This is a genomic window from Cohnella kolymensis, from assembly GCF_000829465.1.
Taxonomy (GTDB): domain Bacteria; phylum Bacillota; class Bacilli; order Paenibacillales; family Paenibacillaceae; genus Cohnella; species Cohnella kolymensis.
Genome location: NZ_JXAL01000001.1, coordinates 190,800 through 215,626 on the forward strand (window position 1 = coordinate 190,800; position 24,827 = coordinate 215,626).

Consider the following 24,827-nt stretch of genomic DNA (forward strand, 5'->3'; position numbering starts at 1 on the left):
TAGTTATTCTAAAAAACTATTGATTTTATATTGAAAATCATTATCATTAAGATATCGTACAAATTCTAATCTATGGGGTGATTACATTTCATGAGTAACAAGAAACTTACTACGAGTTGGGGAGCTCCGGTTGGAGACAACCAGAACTCCATGACAGCGGGCCATCGCGGGCCGACATTGATCCAGGACGTGCACCTCCTGGAGAAGCTCGCACACTTCAACAGGGAACGCGTTCCCGAGCGTGTCGTTCATGCCAAAGGCGCCGGAGCGCATGGTGTATTCACGGTAACCAACCCGGAAATCGCCAAGTACACGAAAGCGGCGTTCTTATCGGCAGCAGGCAAAGAGACTCCTATGTTCATCCGTTTCTCGACCGTCGCCGGTGAGAGCGGTTCAGCCGATACGGTACGTGATCCCCGCGGATTCGCAGTCAAGTTCTACACTGAAGAAGGCAATTACGACCTCGTCGGTAACAACACCCCAGTATTTTTCATACGCGATGCCATCAAGTTCCCGGACTTCATTCATACGCAGAAACGCCATCCCCAGACGCACCTGAAAAATCCGAACGCCATTTGGGATTTCTGGTCTTTGTCTCCCGAGTCTTTGCATCAAGTAACTATTTTGATGTCGGACCGGGGAATTCCTGCTACATTCCGTCACATGCACGGATTCGGCAGCCACACTTTCAAATGGGTTAACGCTCAAGGTGACGCTGTGTGGGTGAAATATCATTTCAAGACAGAGCAAGGCGTCAAGAACCTGGATGTTGACCTGGCAACGAAGCTTGCAGGGGAAAACCCCGACTATCATACCGAAGATCTGTTCAATGCCATCGAAAATGGAGACTTCCCCGCCTGGAAGCTGTGCGTACAGATCATGCCGATCGAGGACGCAAATACGTACCGGTTCGATCCTTTCGATGTTACGAAGGTCTGGTCGCAAAAAGATTATCCGCTGATCGAAGTCGGCCGGATGGTGCTGAACCGGAATCCGGAGAACTATTTTGCGGAGGTTGAGCAAGCGACTTTCTCTCCAGGATCCTTCGTACCGGGTATCGAAGCATCACCGGACAAAATGCTCCAAGGACGCCTGTTCGCATACTCCGACGCCCATCGCTACCGCGTAGGCGCGAACCACAATACGCTGCCCGTCAACCGTCCGGTTGCGGAAGTGAACAACAACCAGCGTGACGGCTCCATGCGCGCAGACGGCAACGGCGGCGGCTCCGTCTATTATGAGCCGAACAGCTACGGCGGTCCAACCGAATCTCCGCAGGACAAGCCCAGCCCGTTCGTCGTATCCGGCCTCGCAGACTCGGCGGCATATGATCATAATGATCATTACACGCAGCCGGGTGACTTATACCGCTTGCTGACACCGGATGAGCGCACCCGTCTCGTCGAGAACATCGTCGGCGCCATGATGCCGGTCGAGAAGGACGAGATCAAAGTCCGTCAGATCGGCCACTGGTTCAAAGCGGATCTCGAGCTCGGACAGCGCATCGCCGAAGGACTGGGACTGCCTGTACCGCAAGGAGTTTAATAGATCGTGTCAAAGCCCTGGACGATTAGTCCGGGGTTTTTTTTGCATGAAATTATATCCTGAATCCGTGACAGCCACGGACTATACGAGCCAATTAGCAAAATGTTATACGTATATCTGAATGCCTATTTTCGGAAAAATAGACTTCAGTCTACTAACCTATTAGTTTTATGACCATTCTAAAAGTGTTTGATGACATACAATACGCTTAGGATAAAAATGGAGAGTAAACGAAGGTATTACCGCAGATTTCTGACGTTCAGGGGGGAACTTATTTGAGGAACCGTAAAACGCGGAAAAAAAAGACAATCCAAAATTCTCCTGCTAAAAGGAAAAAAAAGTGGCGTGCGTCAGGAAAATTTCTGCTCTCAGCAGGAAACATAAACGTAAAAAGCTTAAGGTCATCAGAAGGATATGTCTAGGTAAGAAAGCCGTTTATTGTGTTTATATTCCTGGTCCGAGCGGAGAACAGGGACCTGCTGGTCATTGTGGAGAGCAAGGAATTCCGGGTCCTAAGGGATCACATGGATTACCAGGAAAACAAGGCCGTTCTGGTCCACAAGGGGAACAAGGACTTCCAGGATTACAAGGGCCACCAGGTCCTCAAGGAGATCAAGGACCTGCAGGTCTTCGTGGAGAGCAAGGTATTCCGGGTCCTCAGGGGATACAGGGATTACCAGGATTACAAGGTTCTCCAGGTCCTCAAGGGGAGCAAGGCCCACCAGGCCCCCTCCCTGACGTCACCATTATACCAGCGGTTACTAGATATTCTTATATTCCTAGCTCAGACTTAGTCTCGACGTCCTCTGTATCTTTACCGGCCAATCTGTTTATAGACGATTCGGGAAATATAATTTCCGTCTTTTCAGGCCTGGGTCCAAATGGTTTAAATAATCTTTTCATTAACGGGATATTGCAACAGGGAAACGCATATAGCGTAAGCCCTGATACATTGACCTTGAACCTCGAAGGCAGCACTATTTATTCTGGCACGCCGATTACTCTTGAGACCATACAGTTCATTGCTCAGGTCTCTTAAAAATGTGTTAACTGATTCAATGGATTCACCCTTCCCCTTTTTATATCTTGAGCATCTAATAAATAAAATAAGAGAGGTGATAGAAGATGCCAATAACGAAGCCCTTTATTGCTAGTAGAAGGTTTGCTTCCACAATAGGAGTCGGGACAGGTACAGGTGCCGCGTTTGCGATTGCAGCTACAGCATTCACAACTGACACCGGTGCGGCAGCGACAGTATTCCCAGCTTCCCCCGCATATTACAATCTTTACATTAACGCTATGCTTCAGACTTCCGATACTTCAACAGTTACCACCACGGAAATTACCATCCCAGGTGGTGACGTTCTTGATCCAGCAACCCCAATTTTAGTTGAGTTTATTGTAACTTAATCAATCCTATTATTGCGAACTGCCGACAAATTGTTAAGGGTTGTCGGCAGCGATACATATGGGCATAAGTCCAGGGCTGTATTTTTTTGCGGGAAAATAATCCACATGGAATCCTGCGGGTCGGGCAAGATAGTCTTTGGGGCTTCTCGACAAACGAGATACAATTTCCCAATTTAAGCGAGGGAGTGGATTGAATGGTCGACAATAACAACAACAATCGCAATCGGAACGCAGGAGGCAACAACGGTGCCGGCGTTGACGCGGGCGAAGCTGCAGGAACAGCCGGCGGCGCTGTTGTAGGTGGCGCCCTGGGCTCCGTTGCCGGGCCGCTTGGCACAGTCGCAGGAGCCGTGGCAGGCGGCGCGTTGGGTAATGCGATGGGTGATGCCGCCGAAGGTGGCGACAAGCAAGCCAACGAGAGCGAACAGAATAAGCAGGACTGAAGCTTTGATGAATCAAATGAGAGGCGCATGGGTAACCCGTGCGCCTTCATTTGATTTCAGCGATCAGCTTTGTTTTTCCACTCCGAACAGGTACAATTTGGAAGTACGCCATTATTGTAATGGAGGTTGGAAAAATGAGCGAAAACGCGATGATCAGCACCCTCAACACGCTTCGCCGAATGATCATTGGCAGAATTGAAGCGATGGATGAAGCTCTCTTCGATGTTCAGCCGCCGCAGTTCAATAACACCATTAGATGGAACATCGGGCATATCGTCACGGTTCAAGATGGATTGGTCATGAAGAAAGTTACAGGAACGCCAAAGCTTAACGAGAACTTCGTTGCGATGTTCAAAAGCGGCACGAGACCATCCGAATGGACGACAACCCCTCCCAGCAAAGCCGAGTTGCTCGACCTTCTAAAGAAGCAGCTTAACGATCTGAATGAACTTGTCGCGCCCAGAGCGGATGAAAGGCTTGCTGAACCCCTAGTATTCGGCCCTTTTAATCTGGCAACCGTCGGTGATGTCGTCGGCTTTGCAGTAATCCATGAAAGCATGCATTCAGCAATCATTAATAGTTTGCTCAAGGTCATCAATCATCAGCATCAGTAACTACATAGAGAAGCGTTCCGGGATTCGCGTCCTGGAGCGCTTTTTTTGTCGAACGATTTCAGTACCCTTAACCGGGCGAAATATTCTATATTAATAATAGTACGGCCATTACCGTTGATGGGATGAAGGGGGAATGTACGATGAAAGAGTATCAGCTGACGTTGCGATCCATTCTGGAAAGAGCCGAAATGTTGTTTCCGAAGAAAGAAATTCTCTCCCGAACCGCCACCAAGTACGTTCGCTATACTTACGGGGATTTCGCCCGAAGAACGAGACGGCTCTCCTCCAGCTTGCAGGCACTCGGCGTGCAGCGCGGGGATCGCGTAGCCACATTCGCATGGAATGACCACCGGCATCTCGAAGCTTACTTCGCCATCCCTTGTATGGGCGCAGTTCTGCACACGGTCAACATCCGCCTTCCCGACGAACATATCATCCACATCCTCAATCACGCCGAAGACCGCTTCCTCCTCATCGACGAAACACTGCTGCCCATCATCCAAAGAATTCAGACAAAGCTGACAACCATCGAAGGCTTTATTATAATGACTGACCGGGATGCCCTCCCCTCCACCGACTTGTACCCTGTGTATTCCTATGAGCAGCTGGTGGCGGACGCAGATCCTTCTTATGATTATCCGCTGGACATTGATGAAAGCGCTCCCGCAGGTATGTGCTATACGTCAGCAACGACCGGCAATCCGAAAGGCGTCGTCTATTCGCATCGGGCGATCTATCTGCATTGCATGACTTTGGGGCTTGCGGATACCCTTGGATTATCGGAAAAGGATACGGTCATGCCGATTGTGCCGATGTTCCATGTGAATGCGTGGGGATTGCCGTTTGCCTCCGTCTGGTTCGGCAGCAAGCAGGTTCTTCCCGGACCGATGCCTACACCGGAGCTGCTGCTCAATCTGATTGCAGAAGAGAAGGTTACCATCTCGGCAGGTGTGCCGACCGTATGGATCGCCGCATTGAAGATCATGGAGCAGAAAACGTTCGACCTGTCCCACGTCAGGGCACTCATCTGCGGTGGATCTGCGGCACCGCGAAGCATCATCGAGAAATTCGAATATCATCACGGGATACCTTTCTACCATGCTTACGGCTTGACCGAAACGAGTCCGCTTGTTACCTGTTCGCGCGTCAAGAGCGATCTGGAGACCTTAACGAAAGATGAATTATTGGACATTCGCGCTACGCAAGGGCTGCTCGTTCCCGGCCTGGAAATGAAGGTTGTCGGCGCCAACGGCCCGGCCGCTTGGGACGGTAAAGAGATGGGCGAGCTGCTGCTGCGGGGTCCTTGGATTGTCGATGAGTATTACAAAGACGAGCGCACGCAGGACTCTTTCAAGGACGGCTGGTTCCACACCGGCGATATTGCCGTCGTCGATTCGGAAGGCTATGTGAAGCTGGTGGACCGCTCGAAGGATGTCGTCAAGAGCGGCGGCGAGTGGATTTCTTCCGTGGATTTGGAAAATGAGTTCATGGCGCATCACGCTGTTTTCGAGGCTTGTGTCGTAGGCATTCCGCATGCCAAATGGTCCGAGCGCCCGCTCGCCTGCGTCGTGCTCAAGGATGCCGTCAATCAACCGGTGAGCAAGGAAGAGCTGCTCGAATTCGTCGGCCGAAGGTTTGCAAAATGGTGGGTTCCCGACGACGTGATTTTCTTAACCGAGATTCCGAAGACTTCAGTCGGCAAGTTCCTGAAGCGCGCACTGCGCGAGACGTATCAGGGGCATTATACAAGTGATGAGGAAGTGGTACAGTAATAAAAAAGCGGTCAAGGGCTCTCGTCCTTGATCGCTTTTGCTTTGTTGTTTACCGGCTATTCCTTTATATTGGGCCGCCAACTTTCAAACCGTCTTTCAATCAAGCGGATGCATTCCGCCAACAGCACCCCGCCTGCCGCGATAATAATGATACCCACCATCACTTTATCGGTCTGGAAAGTGGCACCGGCTACGGTGATGAAAAAGCCGATACCCGCCGTCGCCGCATAAAGTTCACCCACCACAATACCAATGAGCGCATGACCCAATCCAAGTCTTAAACCTGTCAAGATTAAGGGAACGGAGGCGGGGAGCGCAACGGTTCTGAAGATTTGCAGATCGCTCGCCCCGAAGGAACGAGCGGTTTTAATAAAATGTGCATCCACCGTACGCATCCCGGTTATCGTATTGACCAAGATCGGAAAGACCGCTCCTAAAAAGATAATCGCAATTTTACTGAATACCCCTATTCCGAACCAAATGATAATCAACGGAAGCAGCGCGATTCGAGGAGTCGCATACAAAGCGGATACAAAAGGTTCCAATATGGCGTTTACCCGATAATACCATCCCATCAAAATGCCTAAGGGTACTCCAACAAAGATGGCCAGTCCAAAGCCCCATATGAATTCGATCCCACTGACTCTTAAATCTTTGTAAATGGCGCCCGATGAGAATAGATCTATACCCGTCGATATAATCCGGGTAGGTGAACTGGTGAACAGCGGGTTTATATATCCTAAACGGATCACCATTTCCCAAGATAGCCAAAAAAATGATGACGGCGATGGTGCCGAGAAGCCATTTCTCGTTTTTCAGGTAAGCTAACTTCAGCTTAGATTGCTCTTTACGTTCCAATCGGGAAACGTTCGTGTATATGGTCTCCATGTTACTGTCCTCCCAGGGTAACCATTCCCGTATTGGCCGATTCTTCCTCAATCAATCTCCAAATTTGTTCTTCCAATTCGATAAAACGCGGATGATGCTTCAGCTTGAGTGTACGGGCGTCCGGCAGATCAATCGGAATATCCGCTTTAATCGAACCAGGTCGCGCTGTAAATACAACTACACGATTAGACAGAAAAACGGCCTCGTTAATTTGATGAGTGATGAACAGTGCGGTTTTTTGAGCTTTTTCTAAAATTTTCATCAATTCAACTTGCATAAATTCCCGGGTCTGGGCGTCAAGAGCGGCAAACGGTTCATCCAGCAGCAGCAGCTCCGGCTCGGTTACAAGTGCTCGGGCGATATTCACCCGCTGCCTCATCCCCCCCGACAATTCATTCGGAAATTGTTGTTCAAACCCCTTTAATCCGACCAAGTGTATGAAGTGTTCTGCCCGCTCTTTCATTTCCTTATTTGAAAAACGTTTCTGAATTTCCATTCCGTACATCACATTCTGCTCCACCGTGCGCCAGGGAAATAAGGAATCGTGTTGAAATACCATGGATCTTTCCGGTCCGGGTTTTTTAATTTCTTTATTGTCCAATAAAATACGTCCCGAATTAATAGAGAGCAGGCCATCCACCGCGTTCAAAAAGGTAGATTTACCGCATCCGCTCGGACCGACAATGGACACGAGTTCGCCTTCGTATATGTTCAGGTTAATGTCGCTTAGCGCCAGCAAATATTGTCTCCGACGTTCGTTGTAATACTCCATATAAACCTTTTGAACCTGCAGCTTCACTTTACGTCTGTCGTTCATCTTCACCGCCCCCTATTTGAGGTTTTTGAAAAATCCCTCTTTCTCGAGCGCTTCGATGGCCGATACGTCGACGATCTGCTCCGCCGTCATCTGCGCTGCCTTCGGTTTTTGCTTGGCAATTTCCTTGAGTACCAGATCGATACCGGTCATAGACGGTTTTGGAATGTCCGGAAAAATTTTAGTGGAATAAAATTCGTAAGCTTCCGTCAATTCGGCCGGATTATCCATTTTTAAAAACTGCGCTGTGATTTTGATAGCCTCATCTTTGTTTTTCTTGTATTCTTTAACGCCTTCTGAAATTCCCCTGAAGAAATTTTTCAACACCTCGGCATTATTCTTGGCGTAATCTCGTTTGACGGCATAAGCCGTATTCGGATATTCACCGGCAATATCCGTCAAGTCAACCATAACCCGGAATCCTTGCTTCAGAAGTTGTCCGGTAGACGGATACTGCTCAATAGTACCGTCGATATTGCCGCTTAACGCAGCTGCGATTCGGTCATTTGATCCTCCAAGCTGAAGGAGCGAGACATCGGTTGTTGTCATCCCTAAAGACTGTAAAGCCATGTCAGCTGCTTTCGCGGAAGAAGAACCAAACTTGCTGATCGCGATTGATTTCCCTTTCAACTGCTCCGCAGTGGTAATGTTGTCTTTCACGACCAACTGAAACGGCAGCTTGTTCGAGATGCCGCCGACCAATACCAGATCAGCACCGGATACGATGGACTCCATTGAAGGTGTGTAGCCATTTTGTGCGATATCGACGCTTCCTCCAATAGCCGCCTGGCTTAGTGTGGATCCCCCGCTAACGAAGACCAATTCCACATCCAGCCCATACTTTTTGAAAATTCCTTTTTCATAGGCATAGTACAACGGAGCCGTGGTCATCGAATAACCGTCATACCCCACCTTGACCTTCGTCAAGGCGGGATTTTTGTCAGTCTGCTGACTGCCGGAAGTTTCCGTCGCTCCGCATGCTGTCATGGAGGCGCAGGCTACGATTAATAAGAGAAACCAAAGTTTTCGTATCACCCAAATTCCTCATTTCTCTCTCTTAATAATGATTTCATCGTATAAGTCGGCCCACTTGTTCCTCTCTTTTAAAAGGACAGCCGGATCAATGACTTCTATCTTGATCTTGCTGTAGGGGGATTCCACTTTTGTGCTGGACGGTATAAAGCTTAGATTGGCCATTTCCTGCTGACCTTCGTTTAGCATGTAATCGTAAAACAACAGCGAGGCGTACGGATGAGGAGCTTTTTTGGAAACACCGATGCCGTTTGGACGAGCCACCGCTGGATCGATTACGAACCAATCGAGCGGCGAACCTTCCTTTTTATACTGCTCGGCCGTGAAATTGTAGACGGTGAGCCCAAGTGGAATTTCACCGGAACGAACCAGATTCGTTATCAAAGTGTGTCCTTTGCGCACGTCCAAACCGTTGGCAGCCACCAAGTCCCGCCAGAACTTGAGCCCCTTTTCTTCTCCCATCTTCTTGACAATGATGGAAAAATAATCGGAGTCTTCAAGCTCAATCCCCAGGCGGCCTTTCCATTTGGGATCCAGCAAGTCCTCATACTTCTTCGGCAAATCTTCTTTTTTTACTAGATTCGTGTTGTATGTCTGAACAAACAGATTAAGACTGGTCGTTACCCATTCCCGATGCTCTGGAAGCGCTTGGGGTATGAGATCGGCGTGATAGGGTGATTTGACTGCCTGTAGCAGTCCCTCTTGATGAAGCGCTTCCAATTCCGTTCCGCTGATATCCACCATATCAAACTCATTTCGTCCGGCTTTCGCTTCCGTGATCACTTTCTGAAGCACGACATCGGATCCGGCACGCCAGACGGTCACTGTGATGCCGTATTTCTTTTCAAATCCGGCTTTTATCCGCTCAATATCTTCATTTGTCCGGGAGGTGTACACAATGAGAGTCTTTTCTTTCTGGGCTCCGTCCGTCAGAATTTGCAGTCGATCTTTCCCTTCATTAGCGGCTAATTCGGCAATGGTCGTCGCTCCCTGAGAGGGTTCGGCTGCAGAAGTGCTTGTACCTTGAGACGAGCATCCCCAGAGCATCAAGGAAGCAGCCATGAGGCAGCCTAAGCGCAGGAACAGGCGATAGCTCATCATAGTTCCCACCCCTCGAATGACTTCTCATATAGCTTGACAAAGTCATCGTAAGTCGCTTTACGGATGTTGGGATTGGGACCATACAGCGGCAGCTCCATTTTATCCAGTTCTTCGAGTGATAGATTTTTTTCCAGCTTCCGGACGAAAACCATCTTTGCCATAATTGGAATAGATTTGCGGTCTACGACCTCTTCTGAGAATTTACGGGGGAAATTCAGATCGGCGAGCAATTTTTTCACTTGATAAATAACCGCCTCACCAATCTCAATACTATTTTTTCCGGCCGAATCTACACCCAGGTAAGGCGCCATCATTACATAACGGTCCAGTGCCGCCGGCATATTGAACTCCATGACGGGTGGCAGAAACACACCGATCGTCTCTCCGTACGGCACAGGGAAAAGCGTCTGCACGTTGCGTGCAAGCCCGTGTACGTAACCCAGCTTAGCGTTGCCGCATGCCATATTGGCAATACAACTGGCTTCAAGGCAAGCCTGCTTCGCTTGAAGATCATCCGTCATGCAGGATTTACGAAGGTTCTGTATCAGCATCTGCATGGCATGTAAAGCAAGGCTGTTCGTGATCTCTGTCGATTGGTCCGTCAGGCAAGCCTCAATCGCATGGGTCAGCGCATCGACCCCGGAACGCGTTGCCTGAACGAACGGCAGCGTCCGCATCAAATTAGCGTCTAGAATGGCTACTCGCGGATAGCACACAGCGCTGCTGACCGTGATTTTGCGGTTGTTCTCTTCGTCTACCATCGGCTGGTGGGGACTAACCTCCGCGCCGGAACCGGCAGTCGTCGGTATCGCCACGACAGGCATGACATACACCGGCGGATTAAATGCAAACTCGCGGATCGAAGGGGTTCGTTGGCCTGTAAGTTTCGCCTCCTTAGCCGCTCCACCCAACACGCCTGTCGCTTTTCCCACCACCAGCGCCGATCCGCCGCCCAACGCCACGATGCAGTCGGCTCCATGCTCCTGGGCTTGACGCCAGCTTTCGTCAATGGCTGACACTTTGGCAATATGCGTCACGTCAGTAAAGACGCCTGTCGGCATGCCTGCAGCCTCCAAAACTTCCCTCACTTCATCCAGAATGCCGAGCCGGCGATCCCGGGGTCAGTGACGATCCACGGCCTAGTACCTGCGAGCGCTTTCAGTTCCTTGGGCAGCTGTTGCAGGCTTCCCAAGCCGTGTACGACTTTCGTCTGCATTTGAAACACCGATGTTTTCATCTAAATCGACACCTCCATGAATTTAGATTTCAACGCGTCATACCATTTTGTTAAGTATTTATTAGGATAAAAGTGCACGCATTTTTTTCTTGGTTGATGTTTTTCACAAGTTGATCCACCAAGCCGGAAAGCGGTACAGGCGTCTTCACCTGTTGGGCGAGATCCAGCGCGACGTCCATATCTTTTTCGGACCACTTGCCCGTGCTTTTACCCCATCGCGATAGAGACCAGTTGGCCCCGCTGCTGTACGCCAGGGCGTCAACCAGACGCTGCACGTCCATTCCGAGGCTTTTTGCTAATGTCAGCACCTCGAAATTCGCAGTCATGCAAGCCCACAGCAGCATATTGTTAGCAGTCTTGGCAATCTGCCCGGCTCCTACATCACCAACATGGATGACATGCTTGCCGAAGGCTGTTAACATGGGCATCGCTTTTTCCAGCCATCGTTCCTCGCCGCCGACGAAAACCGTCAGTGTCCCGTTATTGCAGGCTTCCTGCCCCAAAACAACGGGAGTGTCCAGCAATCCGATGCCGTGAGCATCCGTGAATTCCGCCAATTCGCGGCAGGTATACGGTGAAGTTGAGCTGGCCACGCAGATGACCGATTCGGGCTTCATGGCCTGAACGAGGCCGCTGTGGCGGATGATGTTGTCCACCTGCTGATCCGACTGCACCATAATGAGTACCCCATCAACCTGCCCGGCGATTTCTTGTAATGACGTGCATCCGTACACACCCAAGTCAGCCGCCTTGGACAAAGCTTCCGGATTGACATCGTAACCCCACACTTTCAATCCGCCGTTGACCAAATGACCGGCCATGGGCAGCCCCATCGCTCCTAAACCGATAACCACGACACTTTCAACTTTTTGCAATTGCTGTGTCTCCATTGGTTTCCCTCATTTCTTTACGCTTCTCGTCCGTTTGCATCTCATGGATCCGATACTTTCCTTCAAACCGGTCAATAACAACACCGTAGCACGACTCTGCTCTTTCCACCGACACATACCCTTCCAGCACGTCACGCAGCACTGACTGTGGTTCGCGGGTTAATGGATCCCCATAACCGCCTCCTCCGGGTGTCTCAAAACGGAAAACATCCCCCTCTTTCAGCGGATAATCGGCATATCGGTTCGGCAATCGTACTTCCCCGTCTGTGCCCGGATTGATGATCAGGCTCCTGTTCGTCCAGGGAGTCCGCCATGCATGCCATTCGCCGGAATGTTATGTTTGGCCGATCTTAACGAGAAACGAGCATCTTTCAAGTTCACATACTCCCGGCAAATTCCCAGTCCACCCTGATATCGGCCGGCACCTCCGGAGTCCTTAATCAGCTCCATACGAAGAATCCGCGTCGGAAATTCGCTCTCGATGATCTCCACCGGTGCGATTCGGGCATTGCCCTGGTTGTTCGTCGATCCGGACAAGCCGTCTTTGTTGGATCGCGCACCCGTACCTCCGCCGACAATCTCATACTGCACATAGCTTTTGCCGGTATGGGTATTACGCCCGCCGATCACAATGGAACGGCTTCCACAGCCGTCGGCCCGAACTTTGTCAGGCACGATGTGGCTCAGCGCATCAAACAAAGCGTCGATGACGGCATGTACTGTCGGGTTGTAGGTATTGACGGGAGCCGGAAAGCGGGGGCTCAATACACTTCCGTCGCGGACTGCAAGATCAAAAGTCCGGAACAGCCCGCTGCACACATACATTTGCGGATCGATCAGGGAGATCAGGCAGTACGCGCATGCCGCTTGCACGAGCGGAAAACGGATATTCGCCGGACCTTTCGTTTGATCCGCCGATTCCGTGAAATCAATGTGCAGCATTTCTCCTTTTTTCTCCACCGTAACGAAGATGCGCACCGGTTTGTTCAATTCGATGCCGTCGTCATCCACGAAACGTTCCGCTGTATATGTGCCGTCTCTCCATTGGGAAATGGCTTGTCTGACGCGATTCTCTGCGACGTCCATCAATTGACTGTAACAGGCCAAAACCGCATCTTTGCCGTATTTAACGATGAGGTTTTTCAACCTGTTTTCCCCCAGACGATCGGCCCCCAGCTGTCCACGTATATCGCCAAGAACCAGTTCCGGGGTACGGCTGTTGGAAGCGATGATTTTTTCCACTTCTTCATTGGTTACGAATCCTTGCTGATAGCGGACTGCCGGCAAATGCAGGCCTTCATTGAAAATCTCCTTGGCTTGACCGGAGCAGCTTCCCGGAACCGGGCCGCCGATATCACTTTTGTGGGCGATACTTCCACAGAAGCCTACCAGCTCCTGTTCCGCAAAAATGGGGGTGATGACGGCAATATCCGGGGCATGCGGACTGCCGCCTTCATAGGGATGATTGATGAGGAACGCATCCCCTTCCCGGATGCTTCCGCCATAGGCTTTCATTACGGCATTACAGCAAGCCGGAAAGCAGCCGATGTGCAGCGGAAGCACAACATGTTGAGCAACGACATCGCCGCCTGCGTTCATGATCGCGCAAGAGGCATCTTGCGATTCACGAATGATGGTAGAAAAACCGGTACGGAAAAGCGAATTCTGCATTTCCTGTACGATTCCGCTGAGACTGGCCTTGATTACTTGAAAAAGAACTGCATCCAACTCACGCGTTAACGTGCGATGATTGGCAATCATCCCTTCCACTCTCCTTTCTATGTAATAATGATGTTTTTCCAACCGTCAATTCGGGCCTGCTGCCCCGGATTGACGATCGTGGTGGAATCCAACTGTTCGATAATAGCCGGACCATGTATGACCAGCCCGACATCCAACTTCTCTCTTTGATAGACGGGACAAGAGAGATCCTTACCGTCGAAACGTGCTTCTCGTTGTTCCCGAAAAGCGTCCTCCAGAGTTCCTCCGGACGGTTCGTATGAGGGCACTTCAACCTTGGGCACTAAACCGATGCCGCTTACCCGGTAAGACACGACCTCCACTGGCTCCTCAGGAGCCATATGTGCAAACAACTGGTGATGCGTCTGATCAAACTTTTCACGAATTGCGGTTAAATCATCCGATGTCAGCCGTTCCCCCGCAGGAATATTAATCTCGTACCCCTGTCCGGCGTAACGCATATCCAAAGAATATTCCAAAACGATTTCGTCTTCGCTGAACCCTTCGTGCAGTAGCTCCTGTTTCGCCTGAACGCCCATTTTGGACAGGATATGGTTGACTTCATCTGCTCTAAGCAAGTGCAATGGACTCAGCTTCGATTGGACATAATCGTGTTTAACATTGGACATCAGCAAGCCAATCGCCGAGTAAACACCGGGGTGAAACGGGACAATCACACCTGCCATTCCGAGATCGCGCGCCATCTTGGCTCCATGCAAAGGACCCGCGCCGCCGAACGCCACCAGCATAAAATCACGGAGGTCGTAGCCTCTTGCCGTGGAAATCGCTTTGATCGCTTCTTCCATTTTGACGTTGACGATGCTGATAATCCCCTCTGCAGCATCCACCGGGTCCAAACCTAGAGGCTCAGCCACTTTGCTCTTAATCGATTGCACGGCTTGATCCCTGTCAAGAAGCATCCTGCCCCCTAAAAAGTTGGACTCGCTTAGATATCTGAGTACTAAATTGGCGTCCGTGACCGTCGGAAGCGTCCCACCCTTCCGGTAGCTTACCGGTCCTGGCACCGCACCTGCACTATCCGGACCAACCTCCAAAATACCCATCTCGTCTACCCGGGCAATCGTACCCCCACCCGCGCTGACCGTGTTAATATCCATCATCGGCACGGCGATATCACGGTTTCCGATTTTGCTGCGGTTGAACAAGGCGGGCTTTCCATCCTTAATTAAAGCGACATCGCAGGAAGTGCCACCCATATCAAACGTAATCAGGTTGCTGTAACCCGTCGTTTGACTGAGGCAGGCTCCAGCGGTCACTCCGCCGGCTGGACCCGAAAGTACTGTGGTGACGGCCTTTTTCGCGGTGGCTTCAAAAGTAGAAGTTCCTCCGTTCGACTGCATGATATAGGTTTGGCGTGTTGTGATTTCGGATTGCTCAAACCTTTCTTTCAGGTTGCGAATGTAGTGCTCCAATATGGGCTGCAAATAAGCATTGATCACTGTGGTGCTAAGGCGGTAGTACTCGCGAATTTGCGGCAGAACTTCCGATGACAAGGAAACGCTGCAGTTCGGCAGTTCTTCCTCAATGATTTGCTTGACCCGCTGTTCATGTTCAGGATGCAGAAAGGAGAAAAGGAGACAGACGGCCACCGACTCGATCCCTTTTCCACGCCATTCACTTAACGTCGATCGGAGAGCGCTTTCATCCATAGGCAATAGAATTTGGCCTTGAAAATCGATACGCTCTTGTATTTCGCCGGTACGGCTTTGCGGTACGAGCATGGCAGGCTTGTCATACATGACATCGAATAACGCCGCACCATAAGGTCTTGCCTGCTCCATCACTTCATAAACACCGCGGAAGCCTTTGGTCACCAGCAAACCGGTAACGGCTCCCTTCCCTTCCAAGAGCGCGTTGGTGCCGACAGTCGTGCCGTGGCAGAAATAGTTGATATCCGCAGACGAAGCACCTTGTGAGAACAACACTTCTATTCCCTTCATAATTGCCTCAGATGGATCTTCAGGCGTGGAAGGGATTTTGGTTATCGCGATTTCTTTGGAATCTTCGTTGTAGTACACAAAATCTGAGAATGTTCCACCGGTATCGACTGTTACTCTGTAGCGGCTCATCTGCTTCCCCTCCAGTATTTTTGGATTATAGGGACATTGTATTTCAAGTTTCCTGTATAATAAATTCATGTTATCAATCGAATCATAAATAAGTTTTATACATGCATTGATTGTCGGATGGATTAAGGGGGAGCGTGAGCGGCTTGAACTTAGATCAATTGGAAGCGTTTTCGGTAATCGTACGTGAGAAAAGCTTCAGTAAAGCTGCGGAAATGATGCATTTGACCCAATCCGCATTAAGCATCCGAATATCGAAGCTGGAAGCGGAAATCGAAACCGACCTATTCATAAGAGACGGACGCACCATCCGATTGTCTAAATACGGGGAATTGTACCTACCCTTTGTTCAACGCATTCTTGCGCTCACGCAGGAATCGAAGATGATGCTCCATCAAGCAATGAACGAAGAAAAACTACATTTACACATCGGTACGACCAGTCGAATCGCAACTTATTTGCTGCCAAGTCTTCTGGAACAATTTCAAAACGTAATGCCTCAGGTCGATATTTCCATTCAAACGGGTTTGTCGGAAGAGGTGTTGGAAATGCTGCACGATTACACCATTCATATTGCTTTGATTAATGATCCTCCAGAAGACGAACGCTGGGACAAGCTCCTGCTGTTTCGGGATCGCATCTTACTTATATCTTCTCCCGATCATCCTCTATATGGCAATATTGCCGTAATCAACAATTTTCTATTGACTCCCTGCATGGCGTGTCCATCATCAATGCCAAAAATCCCTCCGCCTACTTCCGTCCTTTAGCTGAATGGCTGCGGAATCAGCAGGTCGTCCCTAAACAGTACATTTCGGTGGATAATATTGAAGCAATGAAGCGGCTGGCCTCAAAGAAAGTCGGTGTTACATTTCTTCCGCAGATGGCGGTGATGAGTGAAATAAAAACCGGGGAGTTGGTGGAAATACCCTTTTGCGAACAGCACCAATTTACCCGCGAGACATTCCTGGTTTACAAACGCCGTAAACACACGAATGCGGCTATCTCGTCCTTTGTCAACGTAATCCAAGAGTATGTGAAACATCATTTGTTAGATACTGTACAGTGATAAAAAAAGCGGTCAAGGGCTCTCGTCCTTGATCGCTTTTGCTTTGTTGTTTAGGGATTTTAATAGGCGGATGGCGCCATGGAGGATTAGGAGTAATACGCCGATCTGAATCGCGTGATCTGATAAATTGAGAATGCCCTTACTCGGAAAAGAAATGAGAAAGTCCGTCACTTGTCCAAATAACAGCCTGTCGATGCCGTTTCCCACCGCCCCGCCAACAAGAAAGCCGAAGCTGATGTCCAGTAAGGGTCCCTTGATGTCGCCTTTTCTGCGGTAATGATGGATAACTATAACAAACACGACGGCAACAACACCAAAAAGTCGTCCATAGCCTTGAAATAAGCTGCTGGCCATTCCGCTGTTTTCGTAGTGGGTGATGGGTATTCCCCAAAACGATGTTGTCTCGCCGATATCAACGTAGGCGCGGATCAGGTTTTTAGAGATTTGATCGATAATTACTACGAATATAGCAATGACATAAAAGAACATGGCTAATCCTTCTTCCCTCTCGTCCCATCCGTGGTTGTTCCTACTTTGATGATTTGCCAATCCATTCCTTTAATGCGGGGTATAACCGTTGCGCATCCTCGTAGCCTTGCCGGTACAACGCTTCAAGTTTTTTGGGGTCCCGCTCCATCCGTCCCACCGTTAAAGGGATTTGAGGCCGGATGACAAATGCCGATCCGTTACTCTCCTGCCGGTCGATATAGCTCATCGTTTCATTGTAGACCTCGTGCCGGCGCAGAAGCGTGTTCACGAACTCGGGAAAACGGCGATAAGAACGCCGGATGAGCCAAGAGAATGAGGTTGGGGATTTTCTGTACTCTTGGTTTCTCGTCAGGATCAGGACATTGCGTTGATTCCCGTCCTGCTCCGCTTTCCGCAGCGGGATCGGATCCGAGATGCCCCCGTCCATCAGCAGCCTGTCCTTATACTCCATAACCGGAGCAATGACCGGCAGCGAACTGGACGCCCGCAACACTTTTAACATATCAAAATCCGACTCGCTCTTGTAATAGTATAAAGGCTCGCCGGTTTGCAAGTCCGTTGTGCCTACCACAAGCTCCTCCGGACTTGCTTGGAACGCTTTATAGTCAAATGGAACAAGGGTATTCGGGATTTCATCGAAGATAAAGTCCATCCCAAACATTTCGCGTTTGCGGATGAGATTCCTCCACGATATATAGCGAGGATCTTTGACATAATCGATATTGACGACCTTGTTCCGGCCATTCTGCCTAGACAAGTAACTCACCGACATACAAGCCCCCGCCGACACACCGATGTTGTAGGGGAAATACAAATTCTGCTCAGCAAAATACTCCAGCACGCCCCCGGTGTAAATCCCGCGCATGCCTCCGCCCTCAAGTACTAGACCGATTTGTTCCACTCCCAAGACCCCTTTGTTTCTAATGGGCTTTCGTTACATACTAACTTAAGTATAGCGCTATGTTCGGGTAGGAACAACAAAAAGCCCTTGCACGGCCAGGGCTCACTTCAATATGTAATATCTTATGCATCATGAACTTCGACTAAATACATACGATCATTAAATCTTCCTCGTTGCTCCGCTTTTGCTGCTCGTACACGTTCAAGTTCTTCAACGGTAAAGCCATGCGACTCCGTCAGCGAGTGAAGCACCTCTAGAATGTCCGCCAACTCCTCCAATGCCGCCTGGTCGTTGGCTGCCGCAAGATACTCAGTTGTTTCTTCCCCGAGTTTTCGTTGTAATTCTAGGACGTATTCATCTTGCTCCAAAGTACGTAGGCTCGAGGATTTGCCTGATTGAGCGATGATCTCAGGTATTCGATCACGAACTAATTTATTGTAAATTGGCATATGAGAACCCTTCTTTTCAGGTCACTTAATTGTGCTTATTTTGTTTTGGCATTTCTATTGTGTTCGGCTCGTATGACAACGTCTTTGATATTCGCGGAATCAATGACATTGTAGATCTGATTTATTTCTGTTTCGCCAAGTAAAGGCTTGTCTGATGTCGCTTTTATTCGGTTGATTTTGCGTTGTATGAATTCAGAAAGCTCTGTGTCGTATACGACCAACTCATCTGAATCAATTTTTCGCAGGTCAGGATCAATACTGAATCGGCAGCGCATTGTGAATGAAACCATAGATATGTAGGACAATGTAGGAAATCCATTTAGAACACTCTGGATTGCCTTAATATGACCATAATTTTGCATCAAAGGGTTATACATATTAAAACGATTACTTACCCGCCACTTCCTATCCTTCCGGCCACCCTTAATTTCACCGTTGTAATTCTTTGTCTCAATAACAAACAGGCCATAGGGAGAAATGACGATGTGATCTATTTGTGAGTAACCTGAGCGCGACTTTGCATTTCGCACCATTATATCGGATAAGTATTTGCAGCCCTTGGGAAGTTGATCTAGCTGGATGTTGATTTTGTATTCTCCTAGTTCCCCTATTCTGGTAGTCTCGATTTTGGGTTTCTTATGTTCTCCCTTTTTGGCACTCTTGCTCGTTGTAACGGTGCTTTGGTTGGAACTGAATATGCCTAGCAATTTTTTCAACATGCTCTGGTCCCCCCTAGGCCTTTACCTCATTCGATAAATGCCTTTTTCTGTCCTAATGAATACCTTCATATGTTCAGGAACCGTAGATGATTGATTACCACCTTCAGAGCTGGGTACCATATCAGCCATTCGAGTACCGAAGTCCTTCCACCGTCCAGGATATTTCTCAGCTACCCAGTCTTCGACTTCTTTTATGCTTCTAGGTATCTCTCTTCCCAGACTCTCAAAAGCCTCGATAATTGCTTCCGCTTGCGTGATCAAGTTCATCACCCCCTGAGACTTATCATCAATAAGTTAAATAAAAACGGAACAGTCTTACACTCTGTCTCGCGTTTGCAATACCTTCCATACTCCCCTTAAACCTCTAGTGTACTACTCATAGTTTCCAAATAATAAGACACGATCTCTTTTTTATAATCAGATCGTGTCAGCTAAGATATTCAATTTAATAAACTAATCAACTCGTTTTTTATTTCTTTATATAGCTCTTGAAATCGCCGTTTTTGGAGTCTTTCATAGTAGTCATCCATATTCTCACTATCGCCTTTAGTGTAGACATCTTTAAAAGGAGACGGTATACAGTGACCCCATTGCGATGATTCTTCAACAAAGTGTAAATAATCCACTGGTTTTTTGTCACTAATTTTTGAATTTGACAAAGAAGAGATATAGGTTCTATTTAACGGACTATTCAATATATGTCTTTTGTCCCTTCTGATATCTTTTGTTGAATCGCCTATAGTCGCTGCGCTAGCTAGTGGCACAATGTGGTGATCTTGTATTGAGAGTGCATAAGTCGATCCCTTATACGTAAATTGCTTTTTATCACTTATATCCCATGTATTTAATCGAACCTGTTCTCCATCTGCAGCCAAAAAATCTAATGGTTGCTTACTTAGGACAAACTGCAATAAGGCTTTGTGTATAGCTCCAGGGATATCATACTTGTCGTCTTTCAAAAGTAACACTTCTTCGTCGGAATAACCGCCCTCTTTGAGTATATTATCATACCACTTTAAAAATGGGTTATTACCTGTCTTGATCCATGTATACAAGTGTTGAACATCACTGACACATTGGTTGTTTTGACCTTCTCTATATGCACCACCAAATAATGCGCTCCAATACCAATACTCTACCTTGTTTAATGCCTCCTTACTGTTCCAAATTTCCTCATCGTGAAGTACGTAGGCTATAGGCAAAAGCATAAGATCATAAGGTAATGATTTTACATTTATTAACCCACACCTAAATTGCAAGAAAGCACATGCACGTTTCAAAGCATTTATCGCAGCATTTGTATTATGATTTATCTGAGCGTGTGTTAAGTGTAAAAATTTAGCTCTTTTGGTATGATCAACTTTAATGTGATCAACAGCCCCATATGTAATATGAGAGAACATTGATAAGATACTTAAGTATTGATCTTTGATTGGTTTAGATAATTTGTTTTCATCTAAAACATCGAATTGCGTTGCGCACCAGGTACTAGGGCAATTTCCCAATATTCCATGTTGCAATGAGGGAGGTAATACCATTGATGTTTGTAATTCGCTTATCAATCTCTGAGAAAGTGAGCCCGCATCTCTGTTTCTAGCTGCTTTGGCAACAATTAAGTCGAAAGTATCAAGATCGGTGGGATTTGAGTTAATATTTTCAAAAATTGCGATGGCACGGTTGATCTCGCTTGCCGGAAGTTCTATGATCGAGATATCTTGTTCAAGGATGTCACTTAAAAATTTTATAACCTTTTCACTCCAAGTAGCTGCTAACTGAGACCAAGCATCTCTTAACCTGTCTTCATCATCACTGTCTATAATCTCTACGATATCCGGCTCAATAGGCGCTAGGAGAGCTACAATATCTCTGGTACCATCTTCCACCTCAGCCTTAAGATCGGCAACTCGCTCATTAGCAATTCTTCTAATGACATACTCATGAAGTTGTTTTTCATTAGCATTTGTTGACCTTCTATAAATAGAGTATAAAGGAACAAGGCCGTCATCAGAGGCCATTTTTGCGATATGATTCCGCAATTTGGAGCCTGTAAAAACTTTCCCGGTGTTATCATCTTTAGGAGAAAACCCAGGATTGTACCATTCATTAATATTCTTCTTAAAAATTTGTTTTCTCTCTATAAATTCTATAACCTGGCTTGGCTCAAATTCCTTAAAATTCCTAAACTGCATATCGAGATAACCAAAGACATCTTCGTCACCGGAACTTGGTTTAATCCGTAAGAACCATCTGTGCCTTAGTCCACTGTACAAGTTGCCCCACGTTTCTTCCCATTTGGCCGAGTCAGTAAAGAAGTCTGAGAAAATACCCTTTAGACTCGAAATTCTTTGTTGGCCATCCAATAAGTATAGGCATTCGTCCTTAGGCTCCACATTACCACTTGGAAACCCGATTTTCTTTGCTGCAAAATCATCCTTAGTTCCCTGCAAAATGAGGATGCTGCCTATTGGTAGCGATGTTAAAAAAAGAAGCGATCAAACTTTTTTTGTTTATCAACTTTCCACTCAAACTCTCTCTGGAAATCCGGAAGCACCAGCTTATCTGTATCATTCTTCTCAAATAATTCCCTTAATTTCATAACAACAACCCCATTTAGATTAGATACACTCCACTTGAACTTTCAAGCAATGTTTTACGATGCATGAACGTGAATATTATTTTTGGTTTAATAATTCTAGCAATTTAATAGGATCATCAAAAAACACCTCATCAATTTCGTCAACTTCTTCATTTTGATGCTCTTCATCATCATAAAAGTTGTCCTCAATGTCCTCCTCATCGGAAACATCATCATAGTATTGCTCCATTATGAGTAGTTCATCTATTGAAATATCGTCGATATCTTCATCAATTTTAATTTCTAGTTGCTGATATTCTACAATATAGTCATCCCCATATAAATCTGGATAGTACGATCTCCTTTGACTGACCTCTTCCTCCAGCCTATCGTCAAGTAGATATATAGGTGTTCCATATTTCGACTTATCGTAACTAATGTACCTGTTCAATAACAAACCGAATTTTAAATATTCTTGCGATTCAGGGTAGATATAATAATCTCTTGAAGAAGCCCACAAAATGTCGTAAAAAAGATCAAGTATATTACGTGCGTTGAGGTTATCAAAACGCAACTCTGATAGTTTTTGTATAACAGCAATATCTGTTCTTGCACAAGAGTGCCAATCAGATAAAAATACATTTTCACTCATTGGTCCATCATGGTAGTTATCAAGGGCTGATATCGCTATATCGTTATCAAATTTCCAAAGTAAAACCACCGGCGAGGTATAACACTTGCTTAATATTTGCGTAAGAAAGTGTACATAATAACTTCGTTCATTCAAGAAACCGTTTAATTCTACTGCCAGAAAAACTAAGGAGCTAATCCTTTTACCTTTGATTTTGCAAGACCTGATTGCATCAAGTCCCTTACATTCATTACTGAGATTAAACAAATATGAAATACCCTGTACATGTTGGAGATAATTAACTTCGTTATTTGTGAGATGTATACGGTTAGGAGTAAATTCGTTAATGAACTTCCAGGCATCAACATTTGTTGTTTTTAAAGTTTCTTTAATTACTTCAACAGGAAAGCGCAATGATTTGAACAAGGTAACGCCAGCCATATATAAATCTTGATGGTTGAATGTTTGCAGAGCATCATCAATATCAACAAATATGTTTAACGCATTTTCCATTATTCTTATCCTTAGTAGAGATTTTATCGTCTATATAATAGCTTTAATTAGGTCATCATAAGATGAACCTTCAGTATCATTGTTAAAGGATGCAACTATGTCATAAATTCGATTTATATATCATCAGTTGTTGTACAATCCTCATACTTCTCGTACAATACTTCGATACCGCCAAACACATAAGAATGAAATAAATCCATATTCTCTTTTAAAGCATCAGGCATTGAATCATCTACTCTGAAAGCTCGATCTACTCTTTGTTCCTCAGTCAATCCTGGTGTTTCATCTAATAGCATTATAAGACGATACAAAAACTCGCATTTAAGTCTTTCAGTGTTAAAAGCGCCTGCGAAGATGCTAGCTTCATCTGATACTGAGGAATCCTTTGTAGCTTTTCTTCCGTGCAATATTCCCATGACTGAACCAACCATATAAACATCTATATATCGTTTAAAAACCTTCGCATTATTCACAAGGTACTTAACGTAAGATGCGTGTTTACCCTTTAAGTCGTAATCTCTTTCAAACATTAGCCAACCTCCTTGATGTATGTCAAAGTTTCCGACTCTTTTACCAACATGTACTTTTTCCCCACTTTGCCACCCATCACTGTTTCTGCATAACCCCAATCTTTTGCCATAACTACCATAATTACTTGTTCAGCAATTTCAGGCAAAATTTTGGAAATTGTACTTACGTGTTTTTCATCAGCATTAGAAAAGGGAGCATCCATAACCAATGGATAAGGCTCAGAGCTCAACGCTAGATCCTCATCGCCGGTATTACTGTTGATTTTCCCCCGAGCAAGATCCACTAAACCAGCAATAAACGCGAAATTCTTGACTGTTTCGAGACCTCGAGATTCATCAGTCTGTACAGAAGAATCCCCATAAGCGGTAAGTAAAGATACCCTGTATTTACTGTCGATCACAACTTGTCTCTTACCGTGATACATCCTTGAAAAAATATCGTTAACCTTTTTTTCGAGCTGGTCTTTAATTTCAATTTCCTTCACTTCGTAGGTATCTTTGACCCAATAATAGATTGCCTCAGCATATTTGTTGTATAGCATAATTTGTTTATTTTTTTCTGACGCTGTAATAGAGCCACTATAGACTTTCTGCAATCTATCAAGATCGTTCCTACATGCCCCTTCGTCTGCTATTAGCTTATCTTTTTTTTACATTGAAGTCTTTTAGTCTTTTCTTTACATCGACCAACTCTTCTTCGTACTTCTTAACGTCACCTTTACCTTTTATCTTTTGACTAATCTCATCAACTTCTTCAGCCCAATCCTGTATACGAGTTTTATAACGATAGATATCTTCATAACTCATTTTGATATTCGTATAGTAATTCTCATTTGTGCTGTTATATGTGTTTATCTGATCAATGAAAGTTCTTATCATTGTTCCAATTGATTGAGGGGGGAGATAATTCCGTTCTTTAATAAGGTTCAAATGAACTTCATTACCCTCACATATTGTTGCGCCGCAAATACAATGACCTCTCTCAATTATGAAATCAATAGAAGTTGAGTTCATGTTGGGTACGCCTTTATCGTCTATTTTTGCAGACTTTAAAAAACTAATTGCTCTGTTCATGAGAGGCTTTGCAAAAAAAGCTGAGGTGTTTGTGTTAAAGTCCGACATTAATCTGCTGTAAGCTAATTCCATTGCTTTTTCTTCTGCTTTGATAGAGTTTTCTAAATGTTCTTTATTCTTCTGCAACTCAGCTGTAGGTTGATTATCTCTTAGTACATCTTCGAGTTGCTCCTTACGCTGCTCGTAGTGACTAATCTCATTCCTAACATTTTCCAAATCCCTAATAATAACTTGGAGACGATCCTGTTCGCTTTGAATGCGTTGAGCGGCCTCAGCAGCCTTTCTGTTCCCTACAGTATCCAAG

29 protein-coding genes are annotated in these 24,827 nt (G+C 46.6%); 9 read left to right on the forward strand and 20 right to left on the reverse strand.

Features of this window, described 5'->3' with window-relative positions:
* Window positions 1-90: 90 nt before the first annotated feature.
* The 7 genes from katA to SD71_RS00965 all read left to right on the forward strand — a co-directional run bounded on the left by katA (window position 91) and on the right by SD71_RS00965 (window position 5,784).
* Window positions 91-1,545 carry a catalase KatA gene (gene katA / locus SD71_RS00940; protein WP_041058476.1) on the forward strand — a complete coding sequence of 485 codons (1,455 nt, stop codon included), beginning with the start codon at window positions 91-93 and terminating at the stop codon, window positions 1,543-1,545.
* 440 nt (window positions 1,546-1,985) lie between these two features.
* Window positions 1,986-2,339, forward strand: coding sequence for a hypothetical protein (locus SD71_RS24530; protein ID WP_052475821.1), 354 nt, complete (start codon window positions 1,986-1,988; stop codon window positions 2,337-2,339).
* The gene (locus SD71_RS26100) at window positions 2,321-2,584 is read left to right on the forward strand and encodes a DUF4183 domain-containing protein (protein ID WP_407637510.1); all 264 of its coding nucleotides are present in this window, start codon (window positions 2,321-2,323) and stop codon (window positions 2,582-2,584) included. The genes SD71_RS24530 and SD71_RS26100 overlap by 19 nt, the downstream gene beginning before the upstream one ends.
* Before the next feature lie 86 nt (window positions 2,585-2,670).
* Window positions 2,671-2,955 (forward strand): DUF4183 domain-containing protein, encoded by a 285-nt coding sequence (locus SD71_RS00950; protein WP_041058479.1) that lies wholly within the window; start codon window positions 2,671-2,673, stop codon window positions 2,953-2,955.
* A gap of 194 nt (window positions 2,956-3,149) precedes the next feature.
* Window positions 3,150-3,398, forward strand: a complete 249-nt coding sequence (locus tag SD71_RS00955; protein WP_041058481.1) for a hypothetical protein — start codon at window positions 3,150-3,152, stop codon at window positions 3,396-3,398.
* Between the two features lie 134 nt (window positions 3,399-3,532).
* Complete coding sequence (locus tag SD71_RS00960; RefSeq protein ID WP_041058484.1) at window positions 3,533-4,012, forward strand: DinB family protein; 480 nt, start codon at window positions 3,533-3,535, stop codon at window positions 4,010-4,012.
* Between the two features lie 140 nt (window positions 4,013-4,152).
* Window positions 4,153-5,784, forward strand: coding sequence for a long-chain fatty acid--CoA ligase (locus SD71_RS00965; RefSeq protein WP_041058486.1), 1,632 nt, complete (start codon window positions 4,153-4,155; stop codon window positions 5,782-5,784).
* Between the two features lie 56 nt (window positions 5,785-5,840).
* Here the strand turns inward: SD71_RS00965 and SD71_RS00970 are convergent, their stop codons facing one another.
* The 10 genes from SD71_RS00970 to SD71_RS01010 all read right to left on the reverse strand — a co-directional run bounded on the left by SD71_RS00970 (window position 5,841) and on the right by SD71_RS01010 (window position 15,576).
* Window positions 5,841-6,539, reverse strand: coding sequence for an ABC transporter permease (locus SD71_RS00970; protein WP_082033958.1), 699 nt, complete (start codon window positions 6,537-6,539; stop codon window positions 5,841-5,843).
* Between the two features lie 134 nt (window positions 6,540-6,673).
* Entirely contained in the window at window positions 6,674-7,489 is an 816-nt protein-coding gene (locus SD71_RS00975) for an ABC transporter ATP-binding protein (protein ID WP_041058488.1), read from the reverse strand.
* Between the two features lie 12 nt (window positions 7,490-7,501).
* On the reverse strand, window positions 7,502-8,521 hold the full coding sequence (locus SD71_RS00980; protein WP_041058490.1) for an ABC transporter substrate-binding protein: 1,020 nt from the start codon (window positions 8,519-8,521) through the stop codon (window positions 7,502-7,504).
* Window positions 8,522-8,530: 9 nt separating this feature from the next.
* Entirely contained in the window at window positions 8,531-9,619 is a 1,089-nt protein-coding gene (locus tag SD71_RS00985) for an extracellular solute-binding protein (protein WP_152619300.1), read from the reverse strand.
* Window positions 9,616-10,680 (reverse strand): iron-containing alcohol dehydrogenase, encoded by a 1,065-nt coding sequence (locus tag SD71_RS00990; RefSeq protein ID WP_041058493.1) that lies wholly within the window; start codon window positions 10,678-10,680, stop codon window positions 9,616-9,618. Before SD71_RS00990 ends, SD71_RS00985 begins: the two co-directional genes overlap by 4 nt.
* A gap of 23 nt (window positions 10,681-10,703) precedes the next feature.
* Window positions 10,704-10,856 (reverse strand): iron-containing alcohol dehydrogenase, encoded by a 153-nt coding sequence (locus SD71_RS23820; protein WP_161793311.1) that lies wholly within the window; start codon window positions 10,854-10,856, stop codon window positions 10,704-10,706.
* A gap of 50 nt (window positions 10,857-10,906) precedes the next feature.
* Window positions 10,907-11,746, reverse strand: a complete 840-nt coding sequence (locus tag SD71_RS00995; protein ID WP_052475823.1) for an NAD(P)-dependent oxidoreductase — start codon at window positions 11,744-11,746, stop codon at window positions 10,907-10,909.
* Window positions 11,718-11,996: a hypothetical protein gene (locus SD71_RS01000; RefSeq protein ID WP_041058495.1), complete on the reverse strand. Its 279-nt coding sequence runs from the start codon at window positions 11,994-11,996 to the stop codon at window positions 11,718-11,720. Before SD71_RS01000 ends, SD71_RS00995 begins: the two co-directional genes overlap by 29 nt.
* Before the next feature lie 32 nt (window positions 11,997-12,028).
* The gene (locus SD71_RS01005; RefSeq protein WP_041058498.1) at window positions 12,029-13,507 is read right to left on the reverse strand and encodes a hydantoinase B/oxoprolinase family protein; all 1,479 of its coding nucleotides are present in this window, start codon (window positions 13,505-13,507) and stop codon (window positions 12,029-12,031) included.
* A 17-nt stretch (window positions 13,508-13,524) separates the two neighbouring features.
* Complete coding sequence (locus SD71_RS01010; RefSeq protein WP_041058501.1) at window positions 13,525-15,576, reverse strand: hydantoinase/oxoprolinase family protein; 2,052 nt, start codon at window positions 15,574-15,576, stop codon at window positions 13,525-13,527.
* A gap of 143 nt (window positions 15,577-15,719) precedes the next feature.
* Here SD71_RS01010 and SD71_RS25370 point away from each other — a divergent pair, with 143 nt between their 5' ends.
* Both SD71_RS25370 and SD71_RS25375 read left to right on the forward strand, forming a co-directional pair.
* Entirely contained in the window at window positions 15,720-16,343 is a 624-nt protein-coding gene (locus tag SD71_RS25370; RefSeq protein ID WP_161793312.1) for a LysR family transcriptional regulator, read from the forward strand.
* Entirely contained in the window at window positions 16,295-16,642 is a 348-nt protein-coding gene (locus tag SD71_RS25375; RefSeq protein ID WP_161793313.1) for a substrate-binding domain-containing protein, read from the forward strand. Before SD71_RS25370 ends, SD71_RS25375 begins: the two co-directional genes overlap by 49 nt.
* Before the next feature lie 12 nt (window positions 16,643-16,654).
* On the opposite strand, the gene lspA is transcribed toward SD71_RS25375, so the two are convergent.
* The 10 genes from lspA to SD71_RS21755 form a co-directional block, all read right to left on the reverse strand.
* Window positions 16,655-17,131, reverse strand: a complete 477-nt coding sequence (gene lspA, locus SD71_RS01025; RefSeq protein WP_041058506.1) for a signal peptidase II — start codon at window positions 17,129-17,131, stop codon at window positions 16,655-16,657.
* 40 nt (window positions 17,132-17,171) lie between these two features.
* The gene (locus SD71_RS01030; RefSeq protein WP_041058509.1) at window positions 17,172-18,032 is read right to left on the reverse strand and encodes a patatin-like phospholipase family protein; all 861 of its coding nucleotides are present in this window, start codon (window positions 18,030-18,032) and stop codon (window positions 17,172-17,174) included.
* A 122-nt stretch (window positions 18,033-18,154) separates the two neighbouring features.
* The gene (locus SD71_RS01035; RefSeq protein ID WP_041058512.1) at window positions 18,155-18,481 is read right to left on the reverse strand and encodes a nucleoside triphosphate pyrophosphohydrolase; all 327 of its coding nucleotides are present in this window, start codon (window positions 18,479-18,481) and stop codon (window positions 18,155-18,157) included.
* A gap of 35 nt (window positions 18,482-18,516) precedes the next feature.
* Entirely contained in the window at window positions 18,517-19,200 is a 684-nt protein-coding gene (locus SD71_RS01040) for a nuclease-related domain-containing protein (protein ID WP_041058515.1), read from the reverse strand.
* 21 nt (window positions 19,201-19,221) lie between these two features.
* Window positions 19,222-19,461, reverse strand: coding sequence for a hypothetical protein (locus SD71_RS01045; protein ID WP_041058518.1), 240 nt, complete (start codon window positions 19,459-19,461; stop codon window positions 19,222-19,224).
* A gap of 179 nt (window positions 19,462-19,640) precedes the next feature.
* Window positions 19,641-21,665 (reverse strand): GmrSD restriction endonuclease domain-containing protein, encoded by a 2,025-nt coding sequence (locus SD71_RS01050; protein ID WP_082033963.1) that lies wholly within the window; start codon window positions 21,663-21,665, stop codon window positions 19,641-19,643.
* A gap of 207 nt (window positions 21,666-21,872) precedes the next feature.
* Complete coding sequence (locus tag SD71_RS01055) at window positions 21,873-22,919, reverse strand: hypothetical protein (RefSeq protein WP_041058521.1); 1,047 nt, start codon at window positions 22,917-22,919, stop codon at window positions 21,873-21,875.
* Between the two features lie 113 nt (window positions 22,920-23,032).
* Complete coding sequence (locus SD71_RS01060) at window positions 23,033-23,449, reverse strand: hypothetical protein (protein WP_041058523.1); 417 nt, start codon at window positions 23,447-23,449, stop codon at window positions 23,033-23,035.
* Window positions 23,449-24,045 carry a hypothetical protein gene (locus SD71_RS21750; protein ID WP_052475825.1) on the reverse strand — a complete coding sequence of 199 codons (597 nt, stop codon included), beginning with the start codon at window positions 24,043-24,045 and terminating at the stop codon, window positions 23,449-23,451. Before SD71_RS21750 ends, SD71_RS01060 begins: the two co-directional genes overlap by 1 nt.
* 43 nt (window positions 24,046-24,088) lie before the next feature.
* Complete coding sequence (locus SD71_RS21755; protein WP_052475826.1) at window positions 24,089-24,826, reverse strand: hypothetical protein; 738 nt, start codon at window positions 24,824-24,826, stop codon at window positions 24,089-24,091.
* Window position 24,827 lies beyond the last annotated feature (1 nt).

Coding starts and splice junctions, on each gene's coding strand:
- SD71_RS00975 (WP_041058488.1), bottom strand. CDS start 7,489: ATGAACGACAGACGTAAAGTGAAGCTGCAGGTTCAAAAGGTTTATATG.
- SD71_RS00950 (WP_041058479.1), top strand. CDS start 2,671: ATGCCAATAACGAAGCCCTTTATTGCTAGTAGAAGGTTTGCTTCCACA.
- SD71_RS01035 (WP_041058512.1), bottom strand. CDS start 18,481: ATGCCAATTTACAATAAATTAGTTCGTGATCGAATACCTGAGATCATC.
- SD71_RS00965 (WP_041058486.1), top strand. CDS start 4,153: ATGAAAGAGTATCAGCTGACGTTGCGATCCATTCTGGAAAGAGCCGAA.
- SD71_RS23820 (WP_161793311.1), bottom strand. CDS start 10,856: ATGAAAACATCGGTGTTTCAAATGCAGACGAAAGTCGTACACGGCTTG.
- SD71_RS00990 (WP_041058493.1), bottom strand. CDS start 10,680: ATGCCGACAGGCGTCTTTACTGACGTGACGCATATTGCCAAAGTGTCA.
- SD71_RS01055 (WP_041058521.1), bottom strand. CDS start 22,919: ATGGAAAATGCGTTAAACATATTTGTTGATATTGATGATGCTCTGCAA.
- SD71_RS00995 (WP_052475823.1), bottom strand. CDS start 11,746: ATGGAGACACAGCAATTGCAAAAAGTTGAAAGTGTCGTGGTTATCGGT.
- SD71_RS01005 (WP_041058498.1), bottom strand. CDS start 13,507: ATGATTGCCAATCATCGCACGTTAACGCGTGAGTTGGATGCAGTTCTT.
- SD71_RS01010 (WP_041058501.1), bottom strand. CDS start 15,576: ATGAGCCGCTACAGAGTAACAGTCGATACCGGTGGAACATTCTCAGAT.
- SD71_RS01060 (WP_041058523.1), bottom strand. CDS start 23,449: ATGTTTGAAAGAGATTACGACTTAAAGGGTAAACACGCATCTTACGTT.
- katA (WP_041058476.1), top strand. CDS start 91: ATGAGTAACAAGAAACTTACTACGAGTTGGGGAGCTCCGGTTGGAGAC.
- SD71_RS00960 (WP_041058484.1), top strand. CDS start 3,533: ATGAGCGAAAACGCGATGATCAGCACCCTCAACACGCTTCGCCGAATG.
- SD71_RS00985 (WP_152619300.1), bottom strand. CDS start 9,619: ATGATGAGCTATCGCCTGTTCCTGCGCTTAGGCTGCCTCATGGCTGCT.
- lspA (WP_041058506.1), bottom strand. CDS start 17,131: ATGTTCTTTTATGTCATTGCTATATTCGTAGTAATTATCGATCAAATC.
- SD71_RS01040 (WP_041058515.1), bottom strand. CDS start 19,200: ATGTTGAAAAAATTGCTAGGCATATTCAGTTCCAACCAAAGCACCGTT.
- SD71_RS00955 (WP_041058481.1), top strand. CDS start 3,150: ATGGTCGACAATAACAACAACAATCGCAATCGGAACGCAGGAGGCAAC.
- SD71_RS00970 (WP_082033958.1), bottom strand. CDS start 6,539: ATGGTGATCCGTTTAGGATATATAAACCCGCTGTTCACCAGTTCACCT.